The sequence below is a fragment of the Streptomyces sp. NPDC088733 genome, from assembly GCF_044751185.1.
Classification (GTDB): Bacteria; Actinomycetota; Actinomycetes; order Streptomycetales; family Streptomycetaceae; genus Actinacidiphila.
This window is the reverse complement of sequence record NZ_JBIVLH010000008.1, coordinates 300846-321930: the sequence shown is the minus strand read 5'-3', so window position 1 is coordinate 321930 and position 21085 is coordinate 300846. Positions and strand designations below refer to the sequence as shown.

Annotated in this window: 12 protein-coding genes; 8 read left to right on the top strand and 4 right to left on the bottom strand. The window is 73.2% G+C overall.

Going from position 1 to position 21085, the window contains the following annotated elements:
* Window positions 1-73 precede the first annotated feature (73 nt).
* Entirely contained in the window at window positions 74-1018 is a 945-nt protein-coding gene (locus ACIP64_RS17845; RefSeq protein WP_401587248.1) for a hypothetical protein, read from the top strand.
* A gap of 351 nt (window positions 1019-1369) precedes the next feature.
* Entirely contained in the window at window positions 1370-2137 is a 768-nt protein-coding gene (locus ACIP64_RS17840; protein WP_360903463.1) for an NPP1 family protein, read from the top strand.
* A gap of 70 nt (window positions 2138-2207) precedes the next feature.
* Here the strand turns inward: ACIP64_RS17840 and ACIP64_RS17835 are convergent, their stop codons facing one another.
* Window positions 2208-3065, bottom strand: a complete 858-nt coding sequence (locus ACIP64_RS17835) for an aldo/keto reductase (RefSeq protein WP_401587245.1) — start codon at window positions 3063-3065, stop codon at window positions 2208-2210.
* Between the two features lie 171 nt (window positions 3066-3236).
* Between ACIP64_RS17835 and ACIP64_RS17830 the strand changes: the two genes are divergently transcribed.
* Window positions 3237-4112, top strand: a complete 876-nt coding sequence (locus ACIP64_RS17830) for a LysR family transcriptional regulator (RefSeq protein ID WP_401587242.1) — start codon at window positions 3237-3239, stop codon at window positions 4110-4112.
* Window positions 4113-4149: 37 nt separating this feature from the next.
* Complete coding sequence (locus tag ACIP64_RS17825; protein ID WP_401587240.1) at window positions 4150-4536, top strand: TraR/DksA family transcriptional regulator; 387 nt, start codon at window positions 4150-4152, stop codon at window positions 4534-4536.
* Window positions 4537-4677: 141 nt separating this feature from the next.
* Here ACIP64_RS17825 and tkt read toward each other — a convergent pair whose 3' ends face one another.
* The gene (tkt, locus tag ACIP64_RS17820) at window positions 4678-6900 is read right to left on the bottom strand and encodes a transketolase (RefSeq protein WP_401587237.1); all 2223 of its coding nucleotides are present in this window, start codon (window positions 6898-6900) and stop codon (window positions 4678-4680) included.
* A 220-nt stretch (window positions 6901-7120) separates the two neighbouring features.
* On the opposite strand from tkt, the gene ACIP64_RS17815 reads away from it, so the two are divergent.
* From ACIP64_RS17815 to ACIP64_RS17800, 4 genes are all read left to right on the top strand, one after another.
* Window positions 7121-9613: an ABC transporter gene (locus ACIP64_RS17815; RefSeq protein ID WP_401587234.1), complete on the top strand. Its 2493-nt coding sequence runs from the start codon at window positions 7121-7123 to the stop codon at window positions 9611-9613.
* Between the two features lie 106 nt (window positions 9614-9719).
* The gene (gene poxB / locus ACIP64_RS17810) at window positions 9720-11456 is read left to right on the top strand and encodes a ubiquinone-dependent pyruvate dehydrogenase (RefSeq protein ID WP_401587231.1); all 1737 of its coding nucleotides are present in this window, start codon (window positions 9720-9722) and stop codon (window positions 11454-11456) included.
* Between the two features lie 533 nt (window positions 11457-11989).
* Window positions 11990-12373 (top strand): VOC family protein, encoded by a 384-nt coding sequence (locus tag ACIP64_RS17805; protein WP_401587228.1) that lies wholly within the window; start codon window positions 11990-11992, stop codon window positions 12371-12373.
* 243 nt (window positions 12374-12616) lie between these two features.
* On the top strand, window positions 12617-16309 hold the full coding sequence (locus ACIP64_RS17800; RefSeq protein WP_401587226.1) for a S8 family serine peptidase: 3693 nt from the start codon (window positions 12617-12619) through the stop codon (window positions 16307-16309).
* 153 nt (window positions 16310-16462) lie between these two features.
* Here ACIP64_RS17800 and ACIP64_RS17795 read toward each other — a convergent pair whose 3' ends face one another.
* Both ACIP64_RS17795 and ACIP64_RS17790 read right to left on the bottom strand, forming a co-directional pair.
* On the bottom strand, window positions 16463-17389 hold the full coding sequence (locus ACIP64_RS17795; protein ID WP_401587223.1) for an ADP-ribosylglycohydrolase family protein: 927 nt from the start codon (window positions 17387-17389) through the stop codon (window positions 16463-16465).
* A 146-nt stretch (window positions 17390-17535) separates the two neighbouring features.
* Window positions 17536-20778, bottom strand: coding sequence for a family 78 glycoside hydrolase catalytic domain (locus tag ACIP64_RS17790; RefSeq protein ID WP_401587221.1), 3243 nt, complete (start codon window positions 20776-20778; stop codon window positions 17536-17538).
* Window positions 20779-21085 lie beyond the last annotated feature (307 nt).

The window sequence follows — 21085 nt, the reverse complement described above, 5'->3', positions numbered from 1 at the left end:
TGCGGGGGCCGGGCGCCGCGATGATCCTGGACGTGGATTTCTTCGCACTCCACGCGGACAAGGACGGGTCCTCATGAAGGTCGGCGTCGTCGGGGCGGGTTCCGTGGGAGCCGCCACCGCGCTCTGCCTGGTCGAGCGGGGCGGCATGTGCCGCGAGATCGTCCTGGTCGACCGCGACACGCAGCGGGCCGACGGAGTCGCGGCCGACCTGCGCTACGCCGCCCCGCTCTCCCCCACCGTGCGGGTGCGCGCGGGCGGTTACGCGGAGCTCGCCGGCGCCGCCCTCGTGGCGATCACGGCGGGCGTCAACGAGCGCGGCGGGGGTGCGACCGACCGCTCGGACCCGGAGGGGCGGCTGCGCCTGCTGGACACCAACACCAAGGTCTTCGCCGACGTGGTGCCCCAGGTCGTGGCCGCGGCGCCGGAGGCGGTGCTCATGGTCGTCACCGACCCGCCGGAACCCCTCGCCGAGGTCACGCGGCGGATCGCCGGGCACGACCGCGTCTTCTCCACCGGCACGCTCATCGACAGCCTCCGCTTCCGCGTCCATCTCGCCGACGCCCTGCGGGTGAGGGCGGCCGACGTGCAGGCGACGGTCGTCGGCGAGCACGGCACCTCGGAAGTGCTGCTGTGGTCCTCGGCCACCGCCGGCGGGATCCCCGTCGCGGAGATGCTGCGCCGGGCCGGGACCTCGGTGGCGGACGCACGCGCGCGGATCGAGGACGCCATCAGGTACGCGAACATCGCCATCATCGAGGGAACGGGCGCCAGCCAGTACGGCATCGGCGCGGTCTCCGCACGCCTCGTCGAGGCGGTGCTGCGCGACGAGGGCGCGGTCCTGCCCGTCGCCGCGCATTCCGCCGCGTACGGGACGACGCTCTCGCTCGCGGCGGTGGTGGGTGCCGAGGGGGTGCGCGAGGTGTTCGAGCCCGCGATGGACGAGCAGGAGCGCGAGGGGCTGATCCTCAGCGCCGCCGTCCTCCGCAAGGCCGCCGACCGGGCGCTCTGCCTGCTCTGACCTCCGCCGCGCCGCGGCCGTGACGCGCGGTCCGTGCCGCACCGCCCTGTCCGCCCGACCGCCGCACGCCCCTGAGGGCGCCGGCCGGGAGCACGTCCTTGAACCCGGCACACCCCCCGGGGCGGACGCCCCGCCGCCGGCCGGACTCCCCTCCTGCCGAGGGGCCCTGGGCCCCGCGCAGTCCGGCGTGCCGAACAACTCCCCAGCTCACGCGGCCGTCCCCGCTATTGGCTGACCCTTCATCACGGTGACACCTGGCAACGCTCGACGCGTCAACACGGTTCGACAAAGCTGATCCGGGCATGTCAATCAGGCCGCGCTCCCCCCGCCGCGGCCGATCAGGAGGACGCAGTGAAGAACAGCCCCCGGATCCGCAGAGTCTCCGTCGTCTTCGGCGGCGCCGCCGCGCTGGTGCTCGCCCTGCCGGGCGTGGCGTTCGCCGCCCCGCCGCCCGCCCTCCCCGCCAACGCGGACAGCTTCGAGCAGAGCTTCGAGCCCGCCTTCGACTACGACACCGACGGCTGCTACTCCTCGCCCGCCATCGGCCGCGACGGCACGATCAACCCGGGCCTGAACCCGACCGGCGCCCTCAACGGCAACTGCCGTGACGCCTCGGACCTCGACAACACCAACGGCTACTCGCGCTACAAGTGCAACAACGGCTGGTGCGCGATCATCTACGGTCTCTACTTCGAGAAGGACCAGGCCATCCCGGGCATCAGCCTCGGCGGCCACCGCAACGACTGGGAGCACGTCGTCGTCTGGACGCAGGACAACCAGGCGAAGTACGTGGCCACTTCCGCGCACGGCAACTTCAATGTCTACAGCGCCGACCAGGTCCGCTGGGACGGTACCCACCCCAAGGTCGTCTACCACAAGGACGGCATCGGCACCCACTGCTTCCGGCTGGCCAACACCAACGACGAGCCGCCGGAGAACCACTACCACACCTGGCAGTACCCGACCCTCGTCGGCTGGAACGGCTACCCGGCCGGTCTGCGCGACAAGCTCAGCGCGTACGACTTCGGCAGCGCCGTCTTCGGCCTGAAGGACGGCAACTTCAACGCCCACCTGGCCAAGGCCATGCCGGCCGGGATCCCGTTCAACCCCAACGCCTGATGACGACCGCCGGGGACGGGAGGGCGCTCACGCCGACCGCCGTCCCGTCCCCGGCCCCTTCCGGGTGGGGTCACATCACGTCGAGCGCGGCGAACTCCTCGGCCGTCAGGGTGAGTTCCGCGGCCGCCACCGAGTCGCGGATGGTCTCCGGCCGGCTGGACCCCGGGATCGGGACGACGATCGGGGACTTGGCGAGCATCCAGGCCAGGCACACACGCTGCGGGCTGACGCCGTGCGTCTTGGCGACCTGCGCGAACCGCGCGTAGGCGGAGCCCAGTTCACGGGCCTGCGAGATGCCCCCGAGCGGGCTCCACGGCAGGAACGCGATGCCGAGCTCGTCGCACAGGCGCAGTTCCGGCTCGCTGGAGCGGAACGCCGGGGAGAACTGGTTCTGCACCGAGACCAGGCGTCCGCCGAGGATCTCGTTCGCCAGCCGGATCTGCTCCGGGTTCGCGTTGGAGATGCCGGCCATGCGGATCTTGCCCTCGTCGAGCAGGTCGCGCACCGCGCCGACGGAGTCGGCGTAGTCCACCGTCGGGTCGGGGCGGTGGAACTGGTACAGCCCGATCGCCTCGACGCCCAGGCGGCGCAGGGAGTCCTCGCACGCCTGCTTGATGTGCGCGGGCGAGCCGTTCACCGTCCAGCTGCCGTCACCGGGGCGCAGGTGACCGCCCTTGGTGGCGACCAGGACATCGGAGCCGCGCTCGTGCGAGGCGAGGGCCTTGGCGATGAGCGACTCGTTGTGGCCGACCTCGTCGGCGTGCAGGTGGTAGGCGTCCGCGGTGTCGATCAGCGTCACACCGGCGTCGAGCGCCGCGTGGATGGTGTCGATGGACCGTGCCTCGTCCGGCCGCCCCTCGATCGACATGGGCATCCCGCCCAGGCCGATGACGCTGACCTCGATGTCACCGATGCGGCGAGTCTGCATGTGTCCGAGACCTCTCTCGACGTGCGTCCCGGCCGGGGTGCCCGGCTGGCCGTGCCGGCTCGACCGGAGGTGTTCCGCGGCCGGGCCGGCACGCCTCACAGCCTGACCGCATCCCGGCCCACACGTCCAACAGGAGAAAGCGAACACATTCAGGAGTTACGCTTCTGAATCATGGAGCTACGGCATCTGGAGCACTTCGTCGCGGTCGCGGAGGAACATCACTTCACCCGCGCCGCCGAACGGCTGATGATCTCCCAGTCGGGCCTGTCCGCGTCGGTGCGCGCCCTGGAGCAGGAATTGGGCGCGCCGCTGTTCGTACGCAGCACCCGCAGTGTGGAACTCACCGCCGCCGGTGAGGCGCTGCTGGCCGAGGCCTCCCGCGCCCTGTCCAGCGTGCGCGCCGCCAAGGAGGCGGTGGACGCCGTACAGGGCCTGATGCGGGGCGTTCTCACGATCGGCACGGAGCAGTGCGTCGCGGGAGTGGACCTGCCCGCGCTGCTCGCCCGCTTCCGCTCCCGGCACCCCGGTGTGGAGATCCGGCTGCGGCAGGCCGGGTCCGCGGCGCTCGTCCAGGACATCACCGCGGGCCGGCTCGACGTGGCCTTCACCGCGCTGTGCGGGGAGGCCCCCGAGGGCGTCCGCTTCCAGCCGCTGACGCGCGCCCCGATGGTGGTGCTCTGCCACCCGGACCACCCGCTCGCCGGTGCGGGCAAGGTGGACTGGGACGAGCTGGGCGGCGAGGTGTTCGTGGACTTCCAGCCCGACTGGGGAGCGCGCGGACTGAGCGACCGGGCGTTCGCGGCCAACCTCGTGCACCGCCGGGTCGCCCTGGAGGTCAACGACGTCCACAGCCTGATCGACCTGGTGCACCACGGGCTCGGCATCGCCGTCGTGCCGCTGCCGATCGCCCGCAAGGAACACGCGGCGGGCCTGTGCACCCTCGACCTGGTGGGCGCCGAGGACCACCAGTGGGAGGTCTCGGCCGCCCTGCCCAAGGAGGACCGGGTCAGCCCGGCCGCCCGCACCCTGCTGTCCTACCTGCACTGATCCCCCGCCTGGTCCGGGGACGAGGACGGAGCCACCCATGGTCTCTCCCGAAGCACGACGGGGTCACGGCCCGCGGGCCGTGACCGCCGAGGACCGGCGACTCGCCCGCGAGGCGCTCACCGCCGCGGCCGGCGCCGCACGCGCCGGTCTCGCGGATGCCGAACGCGACCACGCGGCGCTCGCCGACGACTGCGTCCTGGACGCGGCCGACGAGGCCGAGCGCACGACCCGGTCCCAGGGGATCGCCGAACGCGCGGAGCACGCCCGCGAGGAACTGCGCCTCGCCGACGAAGCGCTGGGCCGGCTCGACAGCGGCGACTACGGGACCTGCGCCTCCTGCGGACGGCCCATCGACCGCGAACGCGTCCTGGCCCTGCCCCTCGTCCGGCACTGCATCGACTGCGCCACGGCCGCGCGGCGCTGATGCGCGCGGGCCGAGGCGCGTACGACACGCCGTCCTCACCAGCGCCGACGTAGGCTGGCAGAGCCCGCCCGGCCGGTGTGCGGCCTTCGGACCGCATGACGGCGCCGGCTGGGCGAGCTCGGACCCCGGAACCGGGGCCGGTCAGCCGCGGTCGGCGGTTCCGCCCCCGGACGGGGCGGATGTGTGCTGCACGCCGCCGGGACGCGGGGGGCGCCCGGTGTCCTCGACGCTCCGCCGCGCGGCCTCCGCGACGGCCTCGCCCGTGATCCCGAACTCCTGGTAGATCCGCCGGTAGTCGGCCGAGGCCCCGAAGTGCTCCAGGCTCACGATGCGTCCGGCGTCGCCCACCACCTCGCGCCAGCCCTGGCCGACCGCGGCTTCGACACTCACCCGCGCCCGCACCGCCGGCGGCAGCACCTCGTCCTGGTACGCCCGGTCCTGGGCGGCGAACCACTCGCGGCACGGCATCGACACCACCCGTACGGTGCGGCCCTCCGCGGTGAGCAGGCCGCACGCCTCCAGGGCGATCTGGACCTCGGAACCGGTGGCCACCAGGATGACGTCCGGCTCCGGCCCCGGTCCCCGGTCGGCCAGCACATAACCGCCCCTGGCCGCCTCGCCGGCGGGGGCGAACCCCGCACCGGGGCCGCGGTCCAGGACCGGGAGGTTCTGCCGCGTGAGGATCAGGGCCGCCGGCCGGTCCTTGTGCTCCAGGACGGTACGCCAGCACACCGCGGTCTCGTTGGCGTCGGCGGGCCGCACCACGTCGAGACCCGGGATGGCGCGCAGCGCGGCCAGGTGCTCGACGGGCTGGTGCGTGGGGCCGTCCTCGCCCAGGCCGATGGAGTCGTGGGTCCACACGTAGATCGTGGGCAGCTTCATCAGGGCGGCCAGGCGCACGGCCGGGCGCATGTAGTCGCTGAAGGTCAGGAAGGTGCCGCCGTAGGCGCGGGTGAGGCTCTGCAGGGTGATGCCGTTGAGGATCGAGCCCATGGCGTGCTCGCGGATGCCGAAGTGCAGGGTGCGGCCGTACGGTCCGCCCTTCCACATGGCGGTCTGGTGCTCCGCCGGCACGAACGACGGCTCGCCCTCCATCGTGGTGTTGTTGCTCCCGGCGAGGTCGGCGGAACCGCCCCACAGCTCGGGCAGCACCCCGGCGAGCGCGGTGAGGACCTTCCCCGACGCCTTGCGGGTGGCCATGCCCTTCTCGTCGGCCGGGAACTCCGGGATCGCGTCCGCCCATCCCTTCGGGAACTCGTCGGCCAGCAGCCTGCGCAGCAGGCGGTCGTTGTCCGGGTGGGCCGCGCGCCAGGCGTCGAAGCCCTCCTGCCAGCGCTCGTGCTCCTGCCGGCCGCGCCCGCCGACCGCGCGGGCGCGCTCCAGGACGGCGTCCTCGACCACGAAGTCGCGGCCGGGGTCGAAGCCCAGGACCTTCTTCGTGGCCGCGACCTCCTCGTCGCCCAGGGCCGAGCCGTGGGCCTTGCCCGAGTTCTGCTTGGTCGGCGCGGGCCAGCCGATGACAGTGCGCAGCACGATCAGCGACGGGCGGCCGGTCTCCCGCTGCGCGGCGCCGACGGCCGCGAGGACCGCGTCGACGTCCTCGACGTACGCGCCGGTGCGGGTCCAGTCGACGGTCTGCACGTGCCAGCCGTACGCGGCGTAGCGGGCGGCCACGTCCTCGCTGAAGGAGACGTTGGTGTCGTCCTCGATGGAGATCCGGTTGGAGTCGTAGAACACCACGAGGTTGCCGAGCTGCTGATGGCCGGCGAGCGAACTCGCCTCGGAGGTGACGCCCTCCATGATGTCGCCGTCCGAGGCGATCACGTACACGTGGTGGTCGAACGGGCTGCTGCCGGGGGCCGCGTCCGGGTCCAGCAGCCCGCGCTCGCGGCGGGCGCCCATCGCCATGCCGACGGCACTGGCCAGGCCCTGGCCCAGCGGGCCCGTGGTGATCTCCACGCCCCGGGTGTGCCGGTACTCGGGGTGGCCGGGCGTCACCGAGCCCCAGGTCCGGTACGCCTCCAGGTCGGAGAGCTCCAGCCCGTACCCGGACAGGTACAGCTGGATGTAGAGCGTCAGGCTGGAGTGCCCGCACGACAGCACGAACCGGTCCCGGCCGAGCCACTGGTCGTCGGCCGGGTCGTGGCGCATGACGCGCTGGAAGAGCAGGTAGGCCAGCGGGGCCAGGCTCATGGCCGTGCCCGGATGGCCGTTGCCCACCTTCTGCACGGCGTCCGCGGCGAGCACCCGGATGGTGTCGACCGCGCGCACGTCCGTCGCGTCCCACCCCGCCTCCGCCGCCACCGGGGTCGGCAGGTCCCGGTCCCGCTCGAAGACCGTTCCCTCGGACTGCCGGCTGGTCATACCACCACTCCCTCGCTCACTGACGGACCCGCGCGGGCGGCGGCGCACACCACCGCCGCCTCCTGGACGACGCGTACCCCCGCGTCGGGGCCGAAACGTCGGCCCCCTCCATATGACGTGAGGATGCGGCCTCGCGCGACCGCGCGCGCGGGTCTGCGGGCCGGAGGCCGCGGGCGCACACTGAGGGGGCGCGAGCAGCCGGACGAGACCCCGGAGGGGCATGGACAGCACGGCCCACGACCCGTACATCCGTGTGCGCGGCGCCCGTGAGCACAACCTGCGGAACGTCGACGTGGACATCCCGCGCGACGTCCTGGCCGTCTTCACCGGGGTCTCCGGTTCCGGCAAGTCCTCGCTCGCCTTCGGCACCGTCTACGCCGAGGCGCAGCGCCGCTACTTCGAGTCGGTCGCCCCGTACGCCCGGCGGCTGATCCACCAGGTCGGCGCCCCGGCCGTCGACGAGATCCTGGGGCTGCCGCCGGCCGTCGCGCTGGAGCAGCGGCGGGGCTCCGCGACCTCGCGTTCGTCCGTCGGCACCGTGACCACGCTGTCGAACACGCTGCGGATGCTCTTCTCCCGCGCGGGCCGCTATCCCGAGGGCGCGCCGCGGGTGGACTCGGACGCCTTCTCCCCCAACACCGCGGTGGGCGCCTGTCCGGTCTGCCACGGCCTGGGCCGCGTGCACCGGGCCACCGAGGAACTGATGGTGCCGGACCCGTCGCTGAGCATCCGGGAGGGCGCCGTCGCCGCCTGGCCGGGCGCCTGGCACGGCAAGAACCTGCTGGACGTGACGCGCACCCTGGGCCACGACGTCGACCGTCCGTGGCGCGACCTGACGCGTGCGGACCGGGACTGGATCCTGTTCACCGACGAGCAGCCCGTGGTGACGGTGCACCCGGTGCGCGAGGCGGGCCGGATCCAGCGCCCCTACCAGGGCACCTTCCAAAGTGCCCGGCGGTATGTGATGCACACGTTCGCCGACTCCAGGAGCCAGACGCTGCGCGCCCGCGCGGAACGCTTCCTGGAGAGCTCGCTCTGCCCGGCCTGCGGCGGCAGCCGGCTGCGCCCCGAGTCGCTGGCCGTCACCTTCGGCGGACGGACCATCGCCGAGCTCAACTCCTTGCCGCTGGCGGGCCTCGCCGAGGTGCTGCGGCCGGCGGCGCGGGGCCGCGTGGACGACCCTCCCGAAGGCCCCGAGCGGCAGATCGCCGCGACCCTGTCGGCCGATCTGGTGGCCCGCGTGGAGGTGATCACCGAACTCGGCCTCGGCTACCTGAGCCTGGACCGGACGACCCCGACGCTGTCCCCCGGCGAGCTCCAACGGCTGCGGCTCGCCACGCAGTTGAGGTCGGGTCTGTTCGGCGTCGTGTACGTTCTGGACGAGCCGTCGGCCGGCCTGCACCCGGTGGACACCGAGGCGCTGCTGACGGTGCTGGTGCGGCTGCGCGAGGCCGGGAACACCGTCTACATCGTCGAGCACGACATGGACGTGGTGCGCCGCGCCGACTGGATCGTCGACGTCGGCCCGATGGCAGGCGAGCACGGCGGCCGCGTCCTGCACAGCGGGCCGGTGGACGCCCTGGCGTCCGTCGAGGAGTCCGCCACCCGCCGCTTCCTGTTCGCGTCCGGGCCCGACGCCGCGGCCGGTCGCACCCCGCGCGAGCCGGCGGCGTGGCTGCGTCTGGACGGCGTCACCCGGCACAATCTGCGCGGTCTGGACGTCGCGCTGCCCCTCGGGGTGTTCACGGCGATCACGGGTGTGTCGGGGTCGGGCAAGTCGACGCTGGTCGGCGTCCTCGGCGCGGTCCTGGCCGAGCACGTGGGGCCGGACGGAACCGGCACCGCTGACCCGGTCGGCGACGACAGCGGGGCGGACGGCGGCTCCGCCGCTGCCCCGGCCGGCGTCACCGCCCACGGAACGGAGGCCGTGGACCGCCTGGTGCAGGTCGACCAGAAGCCGATCGGCCGCACTCCGCGCTCCAACCTGGCAACCTACACAGGGCTGTTCGACGCCGTGCGCAAGCTCTTCGCCGCCACCGGGGACGCGCGGCGGCGCGGCTGGAAGGCGGGCCGCTTCTCGTTCAACGTCGCCGGAGGACGCTGCGAGACCTGCCAGGGCGAGGGCTTCGTCGCCGTGGAACTGCTCTTCCTGCCCGGCACGTACGCGCCCTGCCCGGTCTGCCACGGGGACCGCTACAACGAGGAGACGCTGGAGGTCCGCTACCGGGAGCGGAACGTCGCCGAGGTCCTGGGCATGACCGTCGACACGGCGGCCGAGTTCTTCGCCGACGTCCCCCCGGTGGCGCGCAGCCTGCGCACCCTGCGCGAGGTGGGCCTCGGCTACCTGCGGCTGGGGCAGCCGGCGACAGAGCTGTCGGGCGGCGAGGCGCAGCGCATCAAGCTGGCCTCGGAGTTGCAGCGCGGCCGCCGCGGGCACACCGTCTACCTGCTGGACGAGCCCACGACGGGGCTGCACCCGGCCGATGTGGAGCTGCTGATGCGGCAGTTGCACGGACTCGTGGACGCGGGCCACTCCGTGTTCGTGGTCGAGCACGAGATGGGCGTGGTCGCCGGCGCCGACTGGGTGGTCGACCTGGGCCCCGGCGGCGGTGACGCGGGCGGCCGGGTCGTCGCCGCCGGACGGCCCGCGGAGGTGGCCCGGGCGCCCGGGAGCCGGACGGCGGAGTACCTGGCGCGCCGGCTCACGGGCTGATACGCGCGGCGCCGTGTCGCATACCGTCGGTCAGTACGACATGACACACAATGTCCCGGTATCCCGCGGGCGACCCCGACGTCCGCCGACCCCTTGGAGGACCGGCATGGGTACCACCGTCGCGGACGTCATGGTCGCCGCCCTCGCGGCCTCCGGAGTGCGGCGCGTCTACGGCCTGCCGGGGGACTCCCTCAACGGCTTCACCGACGCCCTGCGCCGCAACGGCTCCGTGGCATGGGCCCACGTACGGCACGAGGAGGCCGCCGCCTTCGCCGCCGCCGGCGAGGCGGGCGTCACCGGCCGGCTCGCGGTGGCGGTCGGCAGCTGCGGCCCGGGCAATCTGCACCTGATCAACGGCCTGTTCGACGCGCAGCGCAGCCGCGTCCCCGTACTGGCGATCGCCGCGCAGATCCCGCGCGCCGAGATCGGCGGCGGGTACTTCCAGGAGACCCATCCGCAGGACCTGTTCCGCGAGTGCAGCGTCTACTGCGAGATGGCGTCCACGCCGGAGCAGGTGCCCCGGCTGCTGCGCATCGCGATGCGCACCGCGCTGGAGCGCGAGGGAGTCGCGGTCCTCGTCGTCCCCGGTGAGCTCTTCCTCGCCGACGGCTCCCTGCCCGGCACCCCGCGCCCGGTGATCGGCACGCACTCGCACGTACGGCCCGGCGACGCGGCCCTGGCGCGCGCCGCCGACGTGCTCAACGCGGCGGAGCGGCCCGCGATCCTGGGCGGCGCCGGCTGCCGCGACGCCCACGACGAGGCGGTCGCGCTGGCCGACGCCCTCAAGGCGCCCATGGTGCACTCGCTGCGCGGCAAGGACTGCCTCGAGTACGACAACCCCTACAACGTCGGCCTGACCGGCCTCATCGGCTACAGCTCCGGCTACCGCGCGATGGAGCACTGCGACGCGCTGCTCATGCTCGGCACCGACTTCCCGTACCGGCAGTTCTACCCGGGCGCCGACGTGCCGGTCGTCCAGGTCGACGTGCGCGGGGAGAACATCGGGCGGCGCACCCAGGTGGACGTGCCCCTCGTCGGCACCGTCAAGGACACCGCCGCGGCCCTGCTGCCGCTGCTCCGGCCCAGGAGCGACCGGTCCTTCGCGGACCGGATGGCCGGCCACTACCGCGACGTCCGCGCCCACCTGGGCCATCTCGCCGAGGGCAGCTCGTCGGACGGGCCCATGCACCCGCAGCACGTCGCGGCCGCCGTCGACCGGATCGCGGGCCCGGACGCGGTCTTCACAGCGGACGTCGGCACCCCCACGGTCTGGGCGGCCCGCTACCTGACGATGAACGGGCGGCGCCGCCTCATCGGCTCCTTCAACCACGGCTCCATGGCCAACGCCCTCCCGCACGCGATCGGCATCCAGGCGTCCCACCCCGGCCGGCAGGTCGTCGCCTTCTGCGGCGACGGCGGTCTGACGATGCTCCTCGGCGAGCTGATCACGCTGCGCCAACTGGACCTGCCGGTGAAGGCCGTCGTCTTCAACAACAGCGCGCTGGCCTTCGTGGAGCTGGAGATGAAAGCCGCGGGCATCGTCAACTACGGCACCGGGCTCGCCGACGCCGACCTCGCCGGAATCGCCCGCGCGGCAGGCCTGTTCGGTGCCCGCGTCGACCGCGCCGACCAGCTCGGCGAGGCCCTGGCGGAGGCGTTCGCGCACGACGGACCGGCCGTGGTCGACGCGCGGACGGCCCGTCACGAGCTGTCCATGCCGCCCAAGATCACCCTCGAACAGCTCAAGGGGTTCACGCTCTTCGCCACCCGCACGATCCTGTCGGGCCGCGCCGACGAGATCGTGGAGCTGGCCAGGACGAACCTGCGCGAGCTGCGGGGCTAGCCCTCCCGCCCTCCCGCCCGTGTGCCCCATGAAGTCAGGGCGCCCCGACGCGCGTTGTGTGGGGGCCGGGTTCGGGGCCTCCGGGGCTGCCATTCTGGACAGCACATTTAGGTGCCTCAGGGACCCTCGGCTGCGTGCCCCGGGTTGTGCACCCAAATATGCTCCAGTGTCCAGAACGCCACCCCTCCGACCCCGCCCCCTCCGTTTCGTCATGCGCCTGATCCCCGGTGGGTGGGCGAAGAGGCCGTCCGGGGTTGCCGCACGTGCCCTCTGAACCCCCACCGGCCGTAAGTCGCCCCAGCCGACCCGGGAGGGGGTGCGCCGGGGTCCGCCCGCAGGGGACGAGCGGCGACCGCGGTACACGAATTGCAGGGGTAACCCGCGAGCCCCGAGGACGGACTCCGGAGCGGCGCCGACCCCACAACGCACGCAGCGCAGGGCCCGCACTTGCCGCGCCGGGCACTCGGGCGGGAGGGCGGGGAAAAAACCCGGGGCGTCAGGCGCACGCACGAGGGCCCCGGATAGGCTCAGGCATGCGATCTCGTACGGGCGGCATGTGGTGGGGGACGACGGTCGAGGCGCCGGACCCCGGCGCTCTGGCGCGGTTCTACGCGGCACTCCTCGATTGGCACCTCGGGCACGAGGAGCCGGGGACCGCCGTCGTGGCCGCCTCACCGCAGGGACCGTTCCTCGTGTTCCAGCCGGCGGAGGGCTACCGGGCGCCGGTGTGGCCGCCGGCCGGCGGCGATCAGCGCCCGATGATGCACTTCGACTTCCAAGTGGGCGACCTGGACTCGGCGGTGGCCGACGCGGTCGCCCTGGGGGCCACCGTCGCGGAGTTCCAGCCGCAGGAGCACGTCCGGGTGTTGTTCGACCCGGCCGGCCACCCTTTCTGCCTGTGCCGCGACGACGCCTAGCTCGGGCCGACACCCTGGGGCCACCGTCTCCGCACGGTGACGGTTCGTCAAATGTCGTCTCTTCCAGCAGGGTTCCGCGGGCGTAAACCTGTTCGACGCCGTCGCGTGGGTGGGAAAGATCACCCCTCAAGGGCTGCCCCTTACTCCGGGTTTTCGCGCCAGGATGCGGTGCCTCCCCACCCGGGCGGTCTCGACATGCCGGCGGGGCTACCGGCCCCCTGGAAGAACCGCAAGGAACGCCCCTTGAGATCATCACCGAGACGCTGGAGCGTGCTCGCCGTCGCCGGCGCCGCCGTTCTGTCGCTGGCACACCCCGCCACCGCGTCCCCCGACACCCCCGATTCCCCCGCCGCCCCGGCACAGAGCAATGTGCCGCCCGGCTCCCATTCCGTCACGCTGATCACCGGCGACGTGGTGACGACCCGTCAGTCGTCCGGCAAGGGCGGCACGGTCGACGTGCGCGCCGCCGCGGGCGGCCCCGCCGAGGCGCACGTCATGGAGTCCGGTGGCGACCTGTACGTCTTCCCCGAGGCCGCGTTGCCCTATGTGGCGGCCGGCACGCTCGACCGGCGCTTGTTCAACATCAGCGACCTGGTCGCCGACGGGTACGACGACGCGCACCGCGACCGGCTGCCGCTGATCGTCTCGTACACCGGCTCCGCCGCCGGCCTGCGCGCCACCGCGCCCGCCGGCGCGACCCGCGTCCGGGACCTGAGCAGCGTGCAGGGCGCCGCCCTGACCGAGGACCGCGACCGCTCGGCCGACTTCTGGCGGGCCGTCACCGCGGCACCGGCGGACGTGGCGAGGAAGACGGCCGGGAGCGGCGCGCCGGCCTTCGGCGCGGGCATCGCCCGTATCTGGCTCGACGGCGTGGTGAAGGCGGACCTCGCCGACACCACCGCCCAGATCGGCGCGCCCAGTGCGTGGGCCGACGGCGACACCGGACAGGGCGTGGACGTCGCCGTCCTGGACACCGGCATCGACTCCGGGCACCCCGACTTCGGCGGGCGCATAGCCGCCACTGACAGCTTCGTCCCCGGCGAGGACGTCACCGACCGCAACGGCCACGGCACGCACGTCGCCTCCACCATCGCCGGCACCGGAGCGGCCTCCGGCGGCAAGGAGCGCGGCGTCGCCCCCGGCGCCTCGCTCCACATCGGCAAGGTGCTGTCCGACACCGGTCAGGGCCAGGACTCCTGGCTGCTGGCCGGCATGGAGTGGGCTGCGGTCGACCAGCACGCCAAGATCGTCAGCATGAGCCTGGGCAGCCAGGCCCCGTCGGACGGCACGGACCCCGTGAGCCAGGCGGTGAACCGCCTGAGCGCCGAGACCGGCACGCTGTTCGTCATCGCCGCCGGCAACTCCGGTGCGCCCGACACGGTCAGCGCGCCCGGCGCGGCGGACGCCGCGCTGACCGTCGGCGCCGTGGACTCCTCCGACGACCTGGCGTGGTTCTCCAGCCAGGGCCCGCGGGTCGGCGACGGCGGCCTCAAGCCGGAGATCACCGCCCCCGGTGTGGACGTGCTCGCGGCGCGCTCGCAGTACGCCGCCGAGGGCGAGGGCAGCTACCAGACCCTCAGCGGGACCTCGATGGCCACCCCGCACGTCGCGGGCGCCGCGGCCCTGCTCGCCGCCGCCCGGCCCGGGCTGACCGGCGCGCAGCTGAAGGACCTCCTGGTCAGCAGCTCGAAGCAGACCCCGCAGTACGACGCCTTCCAGGCCGGCAGCGGCCGGGTCGACGTGCCCGCGGCGCTGCGCGCCGGCGTGTTCGCCTCGGCGACCGCCTTCGCGGGTGAGAGCGACGGCGCGGTGCAGCGCCCCGTGACGTACACCAACACCGGTGGTTCCGCGGTGACGCTCGGCCTCTCGGTGCAGGCCCCGAACGCCCCGGCGGGCCTGTTCGGGCTCTCCGCCCCGAAGGTCGTCGTCCCCGCGCACGGCACCGCCGCGGTGACGCTCACCATCGACGCCGCCAAGGCGACGGGCAGCGGCCACTGGACGGGTCAGATCCTGGCCACCGACGCCTCCGGGGCGGTCGCCGCGCACACCGCGGTGTCCCTCGGCGACGCGGCGCACAAGCTGACCGTGCTCCTCAAGGACGCCGACGGGAACCCCATGTCGGGTGTGGTCGAGCTGCTCAGGTCGGGTGAGTTCGGCCCCGAGTTCTGGATCGTCGACGAGTCCGGCGTGCTGGAGACGTACCTGCCCGACGACGTGTACTCCGTGCTGTCGTTCAAGGCCGTGGAAGGCGTGCACGGTCCGCACTCGATGGGCATGGCGCTGCTGGGCGACCCCGAGGTCGTCATGGACCGCGACAGGACCGTGACGATGGACGCGCGCAAGCTCCGCCGGGTCGACATGACGACTCCGCGGTCGACCGAGACGACCTACCAGCGGCTGGAGTACAACCGGTCGATGGGCGGCGGCACCTGGCGCGACTACATGGAGACCCAGACCAGCTACGACAGCCTCTGGGCCCAGCCGACCACCCATGACGTCAAGCACGGCGACTTCTGGCTCGGCGCCCGCTGGCGCAAGGAGCAGCCGGTGCTCGCCGTCTCGACCCCCAGCGGCGCCTTCACCGACGTCCTGCGGCAGGACGCGGTCACCCCGCTGGCCGAGGGCCACTACCGGTTCCCGCTGGTCTCCGCGGGTGACGGCGCGGCCGCCGACTGGGCGCGGATCGACGCGCGCGGCAAGGCCGTGGTCGTCCGCCGCAACGACGCCGTGGGCGACGCCGAGCAGGCGACCGCCGCGGTCGCGGCCGGTGCGAAGCTGCTGCTCGTCGTCAACAACGAACCCGGCCGCCAGATCCGCAGTTACGGCCCCGACTGGCAGACGGCCGCCGGCCTCGACGTCGCGCTGCTCAGCACGGACGAGGGCGAGCGGCTGCTGCGGCAGGCCACCGCTCGCGGAGCCGTGCTCACGGTGGACTCCCAGCCCAACAGCCCCTACGTGTACGACCTGATGTGGACGTGGCACAACCGCGTCCCCTCCGACCTGGTCGTCGAGGGTTCCTCGAAGAACCTGGCCCGCGTCGACGTCGCGTTCGACAGCCCCGACCCGTCCCTGGGCGGCGGCGAATGGCGCTACGACTGGCCCGTGTACTCGAACTGGGGCATCGGCCTGACGATGCGGGAGGACATGGACAGCGACCGCGTGGACTGGGTCTCCACCGGCGGCGGCAACTCCTGGGGCCAGGAGGCGTACGTCGACGGCCTGATCTACGAGATCGAGCCGCGCACCACCTACCGGCCCGGCAGCACCCAGGCGCAGGAGTGGTTCAAGCCCGTCGAGCGGCCGCACCTGAACGACAACTACAAGCTGCCCACCCGCAGCGGGAGCCGGCTCAACCTGGACGTTCCCGCGTGGGGCGGCTCCGACCACGTCGGCATGTCGATGGACTACGACCGCATGCGGCAGTCCCTCACCCTCTACCAGGGCAGCACACGACTGGCGGTGGGCTCGTACACCACGGTCGCGGCCGACGCGCCCGGCACCGGCCGCCTGCCGTACCGCCTGGTGCTGGACGGCAGCCGGGACGCCTCGGTGAGCCCGTACTCCACCGGCACGCACACCGAGTGGGGCTTCACCTCCTCGGCACCGGCAGGGGACGGCTCGGCGGTCCTGCCGCTGATCCAGCTCGACTACGGGGTCGACACCGACGCGGCGGGCCGGGCCGGCCGCCACGCCGAGGTCGCGGTCTCGGCCGCGCACCTGCCGGGTGCGGCGGGCGCGGGCACCATCGCCCCGGTCACCGTGGAGTTCTCCTACGACGACGGGCGCACCTGGCGGAAGGCCGACTGCGCGCGCGACGGCCGCTTCGCGGTGGCACCGCCGAAGCACGCCGGCTTCGTCTCGCTGCGGGCCACCGCCCGCGACTCGGCCGGGAACACCGTCACCCAGTCGGTGATCCGCGCCTTCGGTCTGCGCTGACCGCCCCGCCCGTACGGGCGTCGGTACGACAAGTCGCCTGTAATCAGACGCACTTGGCCGACGCCCGTACGGCGGTGCCCCCCGAGCGGTACCGTGACCGCGGGTCGGCAGATACGCGCTCCCCCGTCCGTATCTGCCGGCCCGCCTCGCGCGCTACGGGCGGACGGCCGCCGGGGAGACCCAGCGGCTCCAGGCGGGGATGTCCTCCCGGGCCTCGATCCATCCGGCCGGGAGACCCGAGGTCCCGGTGCGGGCCGCGACGACGCCGCCGGCGATGGCGCACGTGGTGTCGCGGTCGCCCCATCCGGCGACCGTCTGCCACAGCGCCTCCGGCAGGTCGTCCAGATGCCCCGCCGCGGACCACAGCGCGAACGGCACCGTGTCCGGGCCCGACATCTGCATCCCCGAGCCCAGGACGGACGCCGCGTGGCGCACCGATGTGTGCCCGGGGAAGCGCGCGGCGACCAGCAGGCCGGAGCGCACGTCACTGTCGGGCAGGTGCGAGGCGACCTCCCGAAGGAACTCGTCCCGCGGCGGGGCGTCCTGGCCGTCCCCCGCCGCCGCCAGTGCGGCGGCCACCGCCACGGCCTCGGCACCCGCCACCGCCTCCGGGTGGGCGTGCGTGGTCAGCGCCGACAGCCGGGCCTGCCGGGCGGCCTCCGCCGGGTCGTCCCGGAACCACGCGCCGAGCGGGGCGACCCGCATCGCCGCGCCGTTGCCGTAGGAGCCCTGCCCGTCGAACTGCCCCGTGGTGACGGCCCTGAAGTCCTCGCCGTCGCCGATCCGCCGCAGCACCGCGTGCATCGACCCGCCGTACTTGCGCGCCGGATCCCGCTCGTACTCGGCCGCGAGCTCCCGCGCCAGGTCGTCCGGGCGGACCTCGCCGTGCGCCGTCAGGTGCGCGAACAGCACGAAGGCGGTGGCGGAGTCGTCCGTCCACAGCCACGGCGCCGGGCGCGTTTCCCGGGCGGCCCACTGCTCCTCGGGAGACTCGTCGGAGCGCGTGAACCAGCTGTCGCCGAAGGCGTCGCCCATCACCAGACCGTCCAGACTGGCGCGGGCGTGCCACGTACCGCTCATCACAAGAACCTTTCGAACGACTGCCGGAATCGGCATTGTCGCCGCAGGTCCCCCGCGGACGCGAACGGATTCCCGCAGGCCGGGGCCGGTGCGGCGCCCCGCGCGGCGCACGCCGTACGGGGCACCGCACCGGGCGGCATCCGCGCCTACCCGGTGACGCGGAACTCGTGGCTCCCCGCCCCCACCGTGTAGTGGGCGTAGCCACCGCTGCGTTCACCTGCCACGGCTCCCGCGGGCGGGTGGACCCGCTGCCGTCCGATCACCGGTACGAGGACGTCTGCGGTCGACCCCACCGGCACCGCGACGCGCAGGGTGAAGCGATCGTGCGCCCGGGTCCACGACGAGGCGATCCGGCCGAGCGGCGACTGGACGTGGGCAGAGGCGTGGGTCAGGCCGCCGACGGTGTGCGGGCGGATCGTCACCTTCGTGTAGCCGGGCGCCGCGGGTTCGATGCCGGCGACGTCCTGGTAGAGCCAGTCGTCGACCGTGCCCATGAAGGCGTGGTCGTGCGAGCGCGAGTTCGCGTTCCACTCCTCCCACATGGTCGTGGCGCCCAGCCCCTCGAACCAGTAACCCCAGCCGGGGTAGGTGGGGTTGGTGGCCACCGTGTATGCCAGGTCGGCGTGCCCGGCGTCGGTCAGGACGGGCAGGAGCACCTTGGTGCCGAGGGCACCGGTGTCCAGGTGGTCGCCGCGCGCGTGGATGTCCTCGACGAGGTGGTCGGTCACGGTGCGGCGGTACTCCTCGGGCACCAGGCCGAAGCTCAGCGGCAGCAGGTTCGCCGTCTGCCGGTACCCCGCGGCCCTGTTGTCGTAGTAGACCCCCGCGTCCTGGTCGTAGAAGGCCGCGTTGAAGGTGTCCTTGACCTGCGCGGCGAAGGCGCCGAAGTGCCGTGCGTCGGCGTCGTGGCCGAGCGCCCGCGCCATCGTGGAGAGCCGCGTCGCGGTGAGGTAGAGGTACGCGGTCCCGGACAGCCGGGTCCCCTCCGGTGCGCCCGCGCCCTCCGGGGAGAGCCAGTCGCCGTAGCTGAAGCCGGTGTAGATGCCGCCGGTGCCGGCGATGTCGTGCTCGTAGTGCTCCAGCCACGCCTTCATGGCGCCGTAGTTGTCGGCGACCGCCTTCGTGTCGCCGTAGTACCAGTACAGGTCCCAGGTGCCGAGGACGAGGCTGGCCGACCAGATGGGGTCCTTCACCTGCTTGCCGGACTCGGTGGTGGGGACGGTGGGGCCGATCGAACCGTCGGCGTTCTGGTCCTCGCGGTGCGAGCGCATCCAGTTCTCGTAGAAGTTCCGCATGTCGAAGTTGGCGATCGCCGAGTCGGCGTACAGGAAGCCGTCGGCCGTGTAGGGCCGCTTCTCGTACATGGGCGTGTCGGTCGGGATCGAGTGCAGGTTGTTGAGGATCGTGTCGGCCTGGGCGTCCTGGTAGCGGTTGAGCAGATCGCTGGAGCTGGTGAAGTCACCGGTGGACGCCACCGCCGTGTGGACCCGCATGCCGTCGACCGACCGCAGGGTGACCCCGTCGGGGACGACGACCTGGGCATAGCGGAATCCGGCATAGCTGTAGCTGGGCTGGTACTGCTCCACCCCGTCGCCCTTGAGGGTGTACGTGTACCTCTGCAGGGCCATGCCGAAGGCGCCGGTGTTGTCGACCGTGCCGTCCGCGCGCAGCTTCTCGCCGTAGGTGACGGTCACCGTCGCTCCGGCGGGTCCCTGCACCCCGATCCGCGCCCAGCCGGCAGTGGGGCTGCCGTAGTCGTAGACGTGGGTGCCGGCGGCCGGCGTCGTGGTGTGCACGGCCGCGATGCGGTCGGTCACCTCGACGGGCGGAAAACTCTCCGAGCGGAGCGTCCCCGTGGGGCCGTCGACCTTCAGCGCGGGATGCCAGGTGCCGTCCTCGAAGCCCGGGCGGTCCCAACCGGGCTGCTCCGCACGGGCGTCGTAGGTCTCCCCGAACCACAGGGACTGGTTGGTCGTCGGCCCGTCCGCCACCTTCCACCCGTCGCCGCTGAGCACCTGCCGGTGCGTTCCGTCGGTGTAGGTGATGTCGAGCTCCAGCTTGAGCTTGGGCTCGCCCCACCAGGACGACGCCTTCCACTCGTCCGGGTCGGTCATCGCGTAGAAGCCTCGGCCGAGGCTGACCCCGATGGCGTTTCCGCCGGTGCGCAGCGCGTCCGTGACGTCGTACGTCGAGTACAGGACGGTCTTGTCGTACACCGTGAACCCGGGCTCGAGTTCCCGGTCGCCGACGCGACGGCCGTTCAGGTAGAGCTTGTTGTACCCCAGGCCCGCGATGTGGACCCGTGCCGACGCGACGGGCCGGTCCGCGGTGAACTCCTCGCGCAGCAGCGTCTCGGGCGGCGGCGGGGCCGACACCGACCGGCCCCAGGGGCCCGCACCGTAGGCGGCGGCCGCCAGGGCGGACGGCCATGCCGCGTCGTCGTACCCGGGCTGCTCCCAGCCGTCCGGCGCGGAGCCGGAGGCTTTCCAGGCGCTGTCGGTGACGATGTCGGCGGGGGCTCCCGCCCCCTGGAAGTGCAGGCTCCCGAGCACGCCCGCGGGCCCGGGGGCGGTGTTCGCCGCCTCGACCGCCAGCACGTTGCGGCCCGCGCGCAGGTACGGCGCGATGTCGACGACGCCGGCCGTCCGCCAGGAGTCGGCGACGCGCGGCGAGGCGGTCACCTCGGTGCCGTTGACGTAGAGCGTGAAACGGTCGTCGGCGGTCAGCTGCATCTCCGCCGAACCGATCCGGGCATCGGCGGGCAGGTCGAAGCTGCGGCGCACGTAGCGCGTCCCGACGGGGGCCGAGTCGGCCGGATTGCCCTCGGGGTACCAGATCCACCGCGCGTCGTCGAGGCGCAGCGTGGGCGCCTCCGCGTGCGCCCCGATCCATGCCCCGCGGAAGTCGTCCGGGTCGACGAACGATGTCTCGAATCGGGCCTCGTCACTCCACGACGAGACCTTTCCGGAGCCGTCCCAGACCCGGACACGCCAGTAGTAGCGCGCACGCGAGGCGAGGCCGGGGCCGCCGTACGTCACGTCGAAGGAGCGCGAGGAGCGTACGCGCCCGCTGTCCCAGACGTCCGCCCGGCCGCCGTGGGACGTCGACACCTCGATTTCGTAGGCCGCCTGCCCGGCGTCCGTGCGACCGTCCGCACCGCGGCCCTCTGTCACCTGCCAGCTCAGCCGCGGCCGCGGGACGTCGATGCCCAGCGGCCGGACCTGGTGCTCGACTTCGAGCCCGCTCACCACGAGCGCCGTCCCGCCCGAGGTTCGGTCCTGCCGGAGACCGGGGACGGGCGCGCCCGCCGCGCCGGGCGTCGCACCCAGCCCCGAGACGGCCACCACGAGCGACACCACCAGTCCGGCGGTGATCCTGCGCTTCCTCAACGTTCGCTCCCCCTTTATGACGCACGGTTCGGCGCGCGGCGGTATGCGGCCGCACATGACGAGTGAAACGTTTCATTCCGTTGGCATGCCCACTCAACCACAGGCGTCAGGAGACGGACAAGATGTCGCCACCCGGGTCCCGGCGCCGCGCGCGGCCCCGTGCCCGCTTGACCTTCACATTAATGGCAAGGTTTAGCGTCTTCTCCACGAACGGAAGGCGGACCGGACGGCCGGGCGATGGCTCACGGCCGCCTCCGGCGCGGACGGCAGCACCGCATCGACCGCGCCTTGGACGCACCCCGGATTG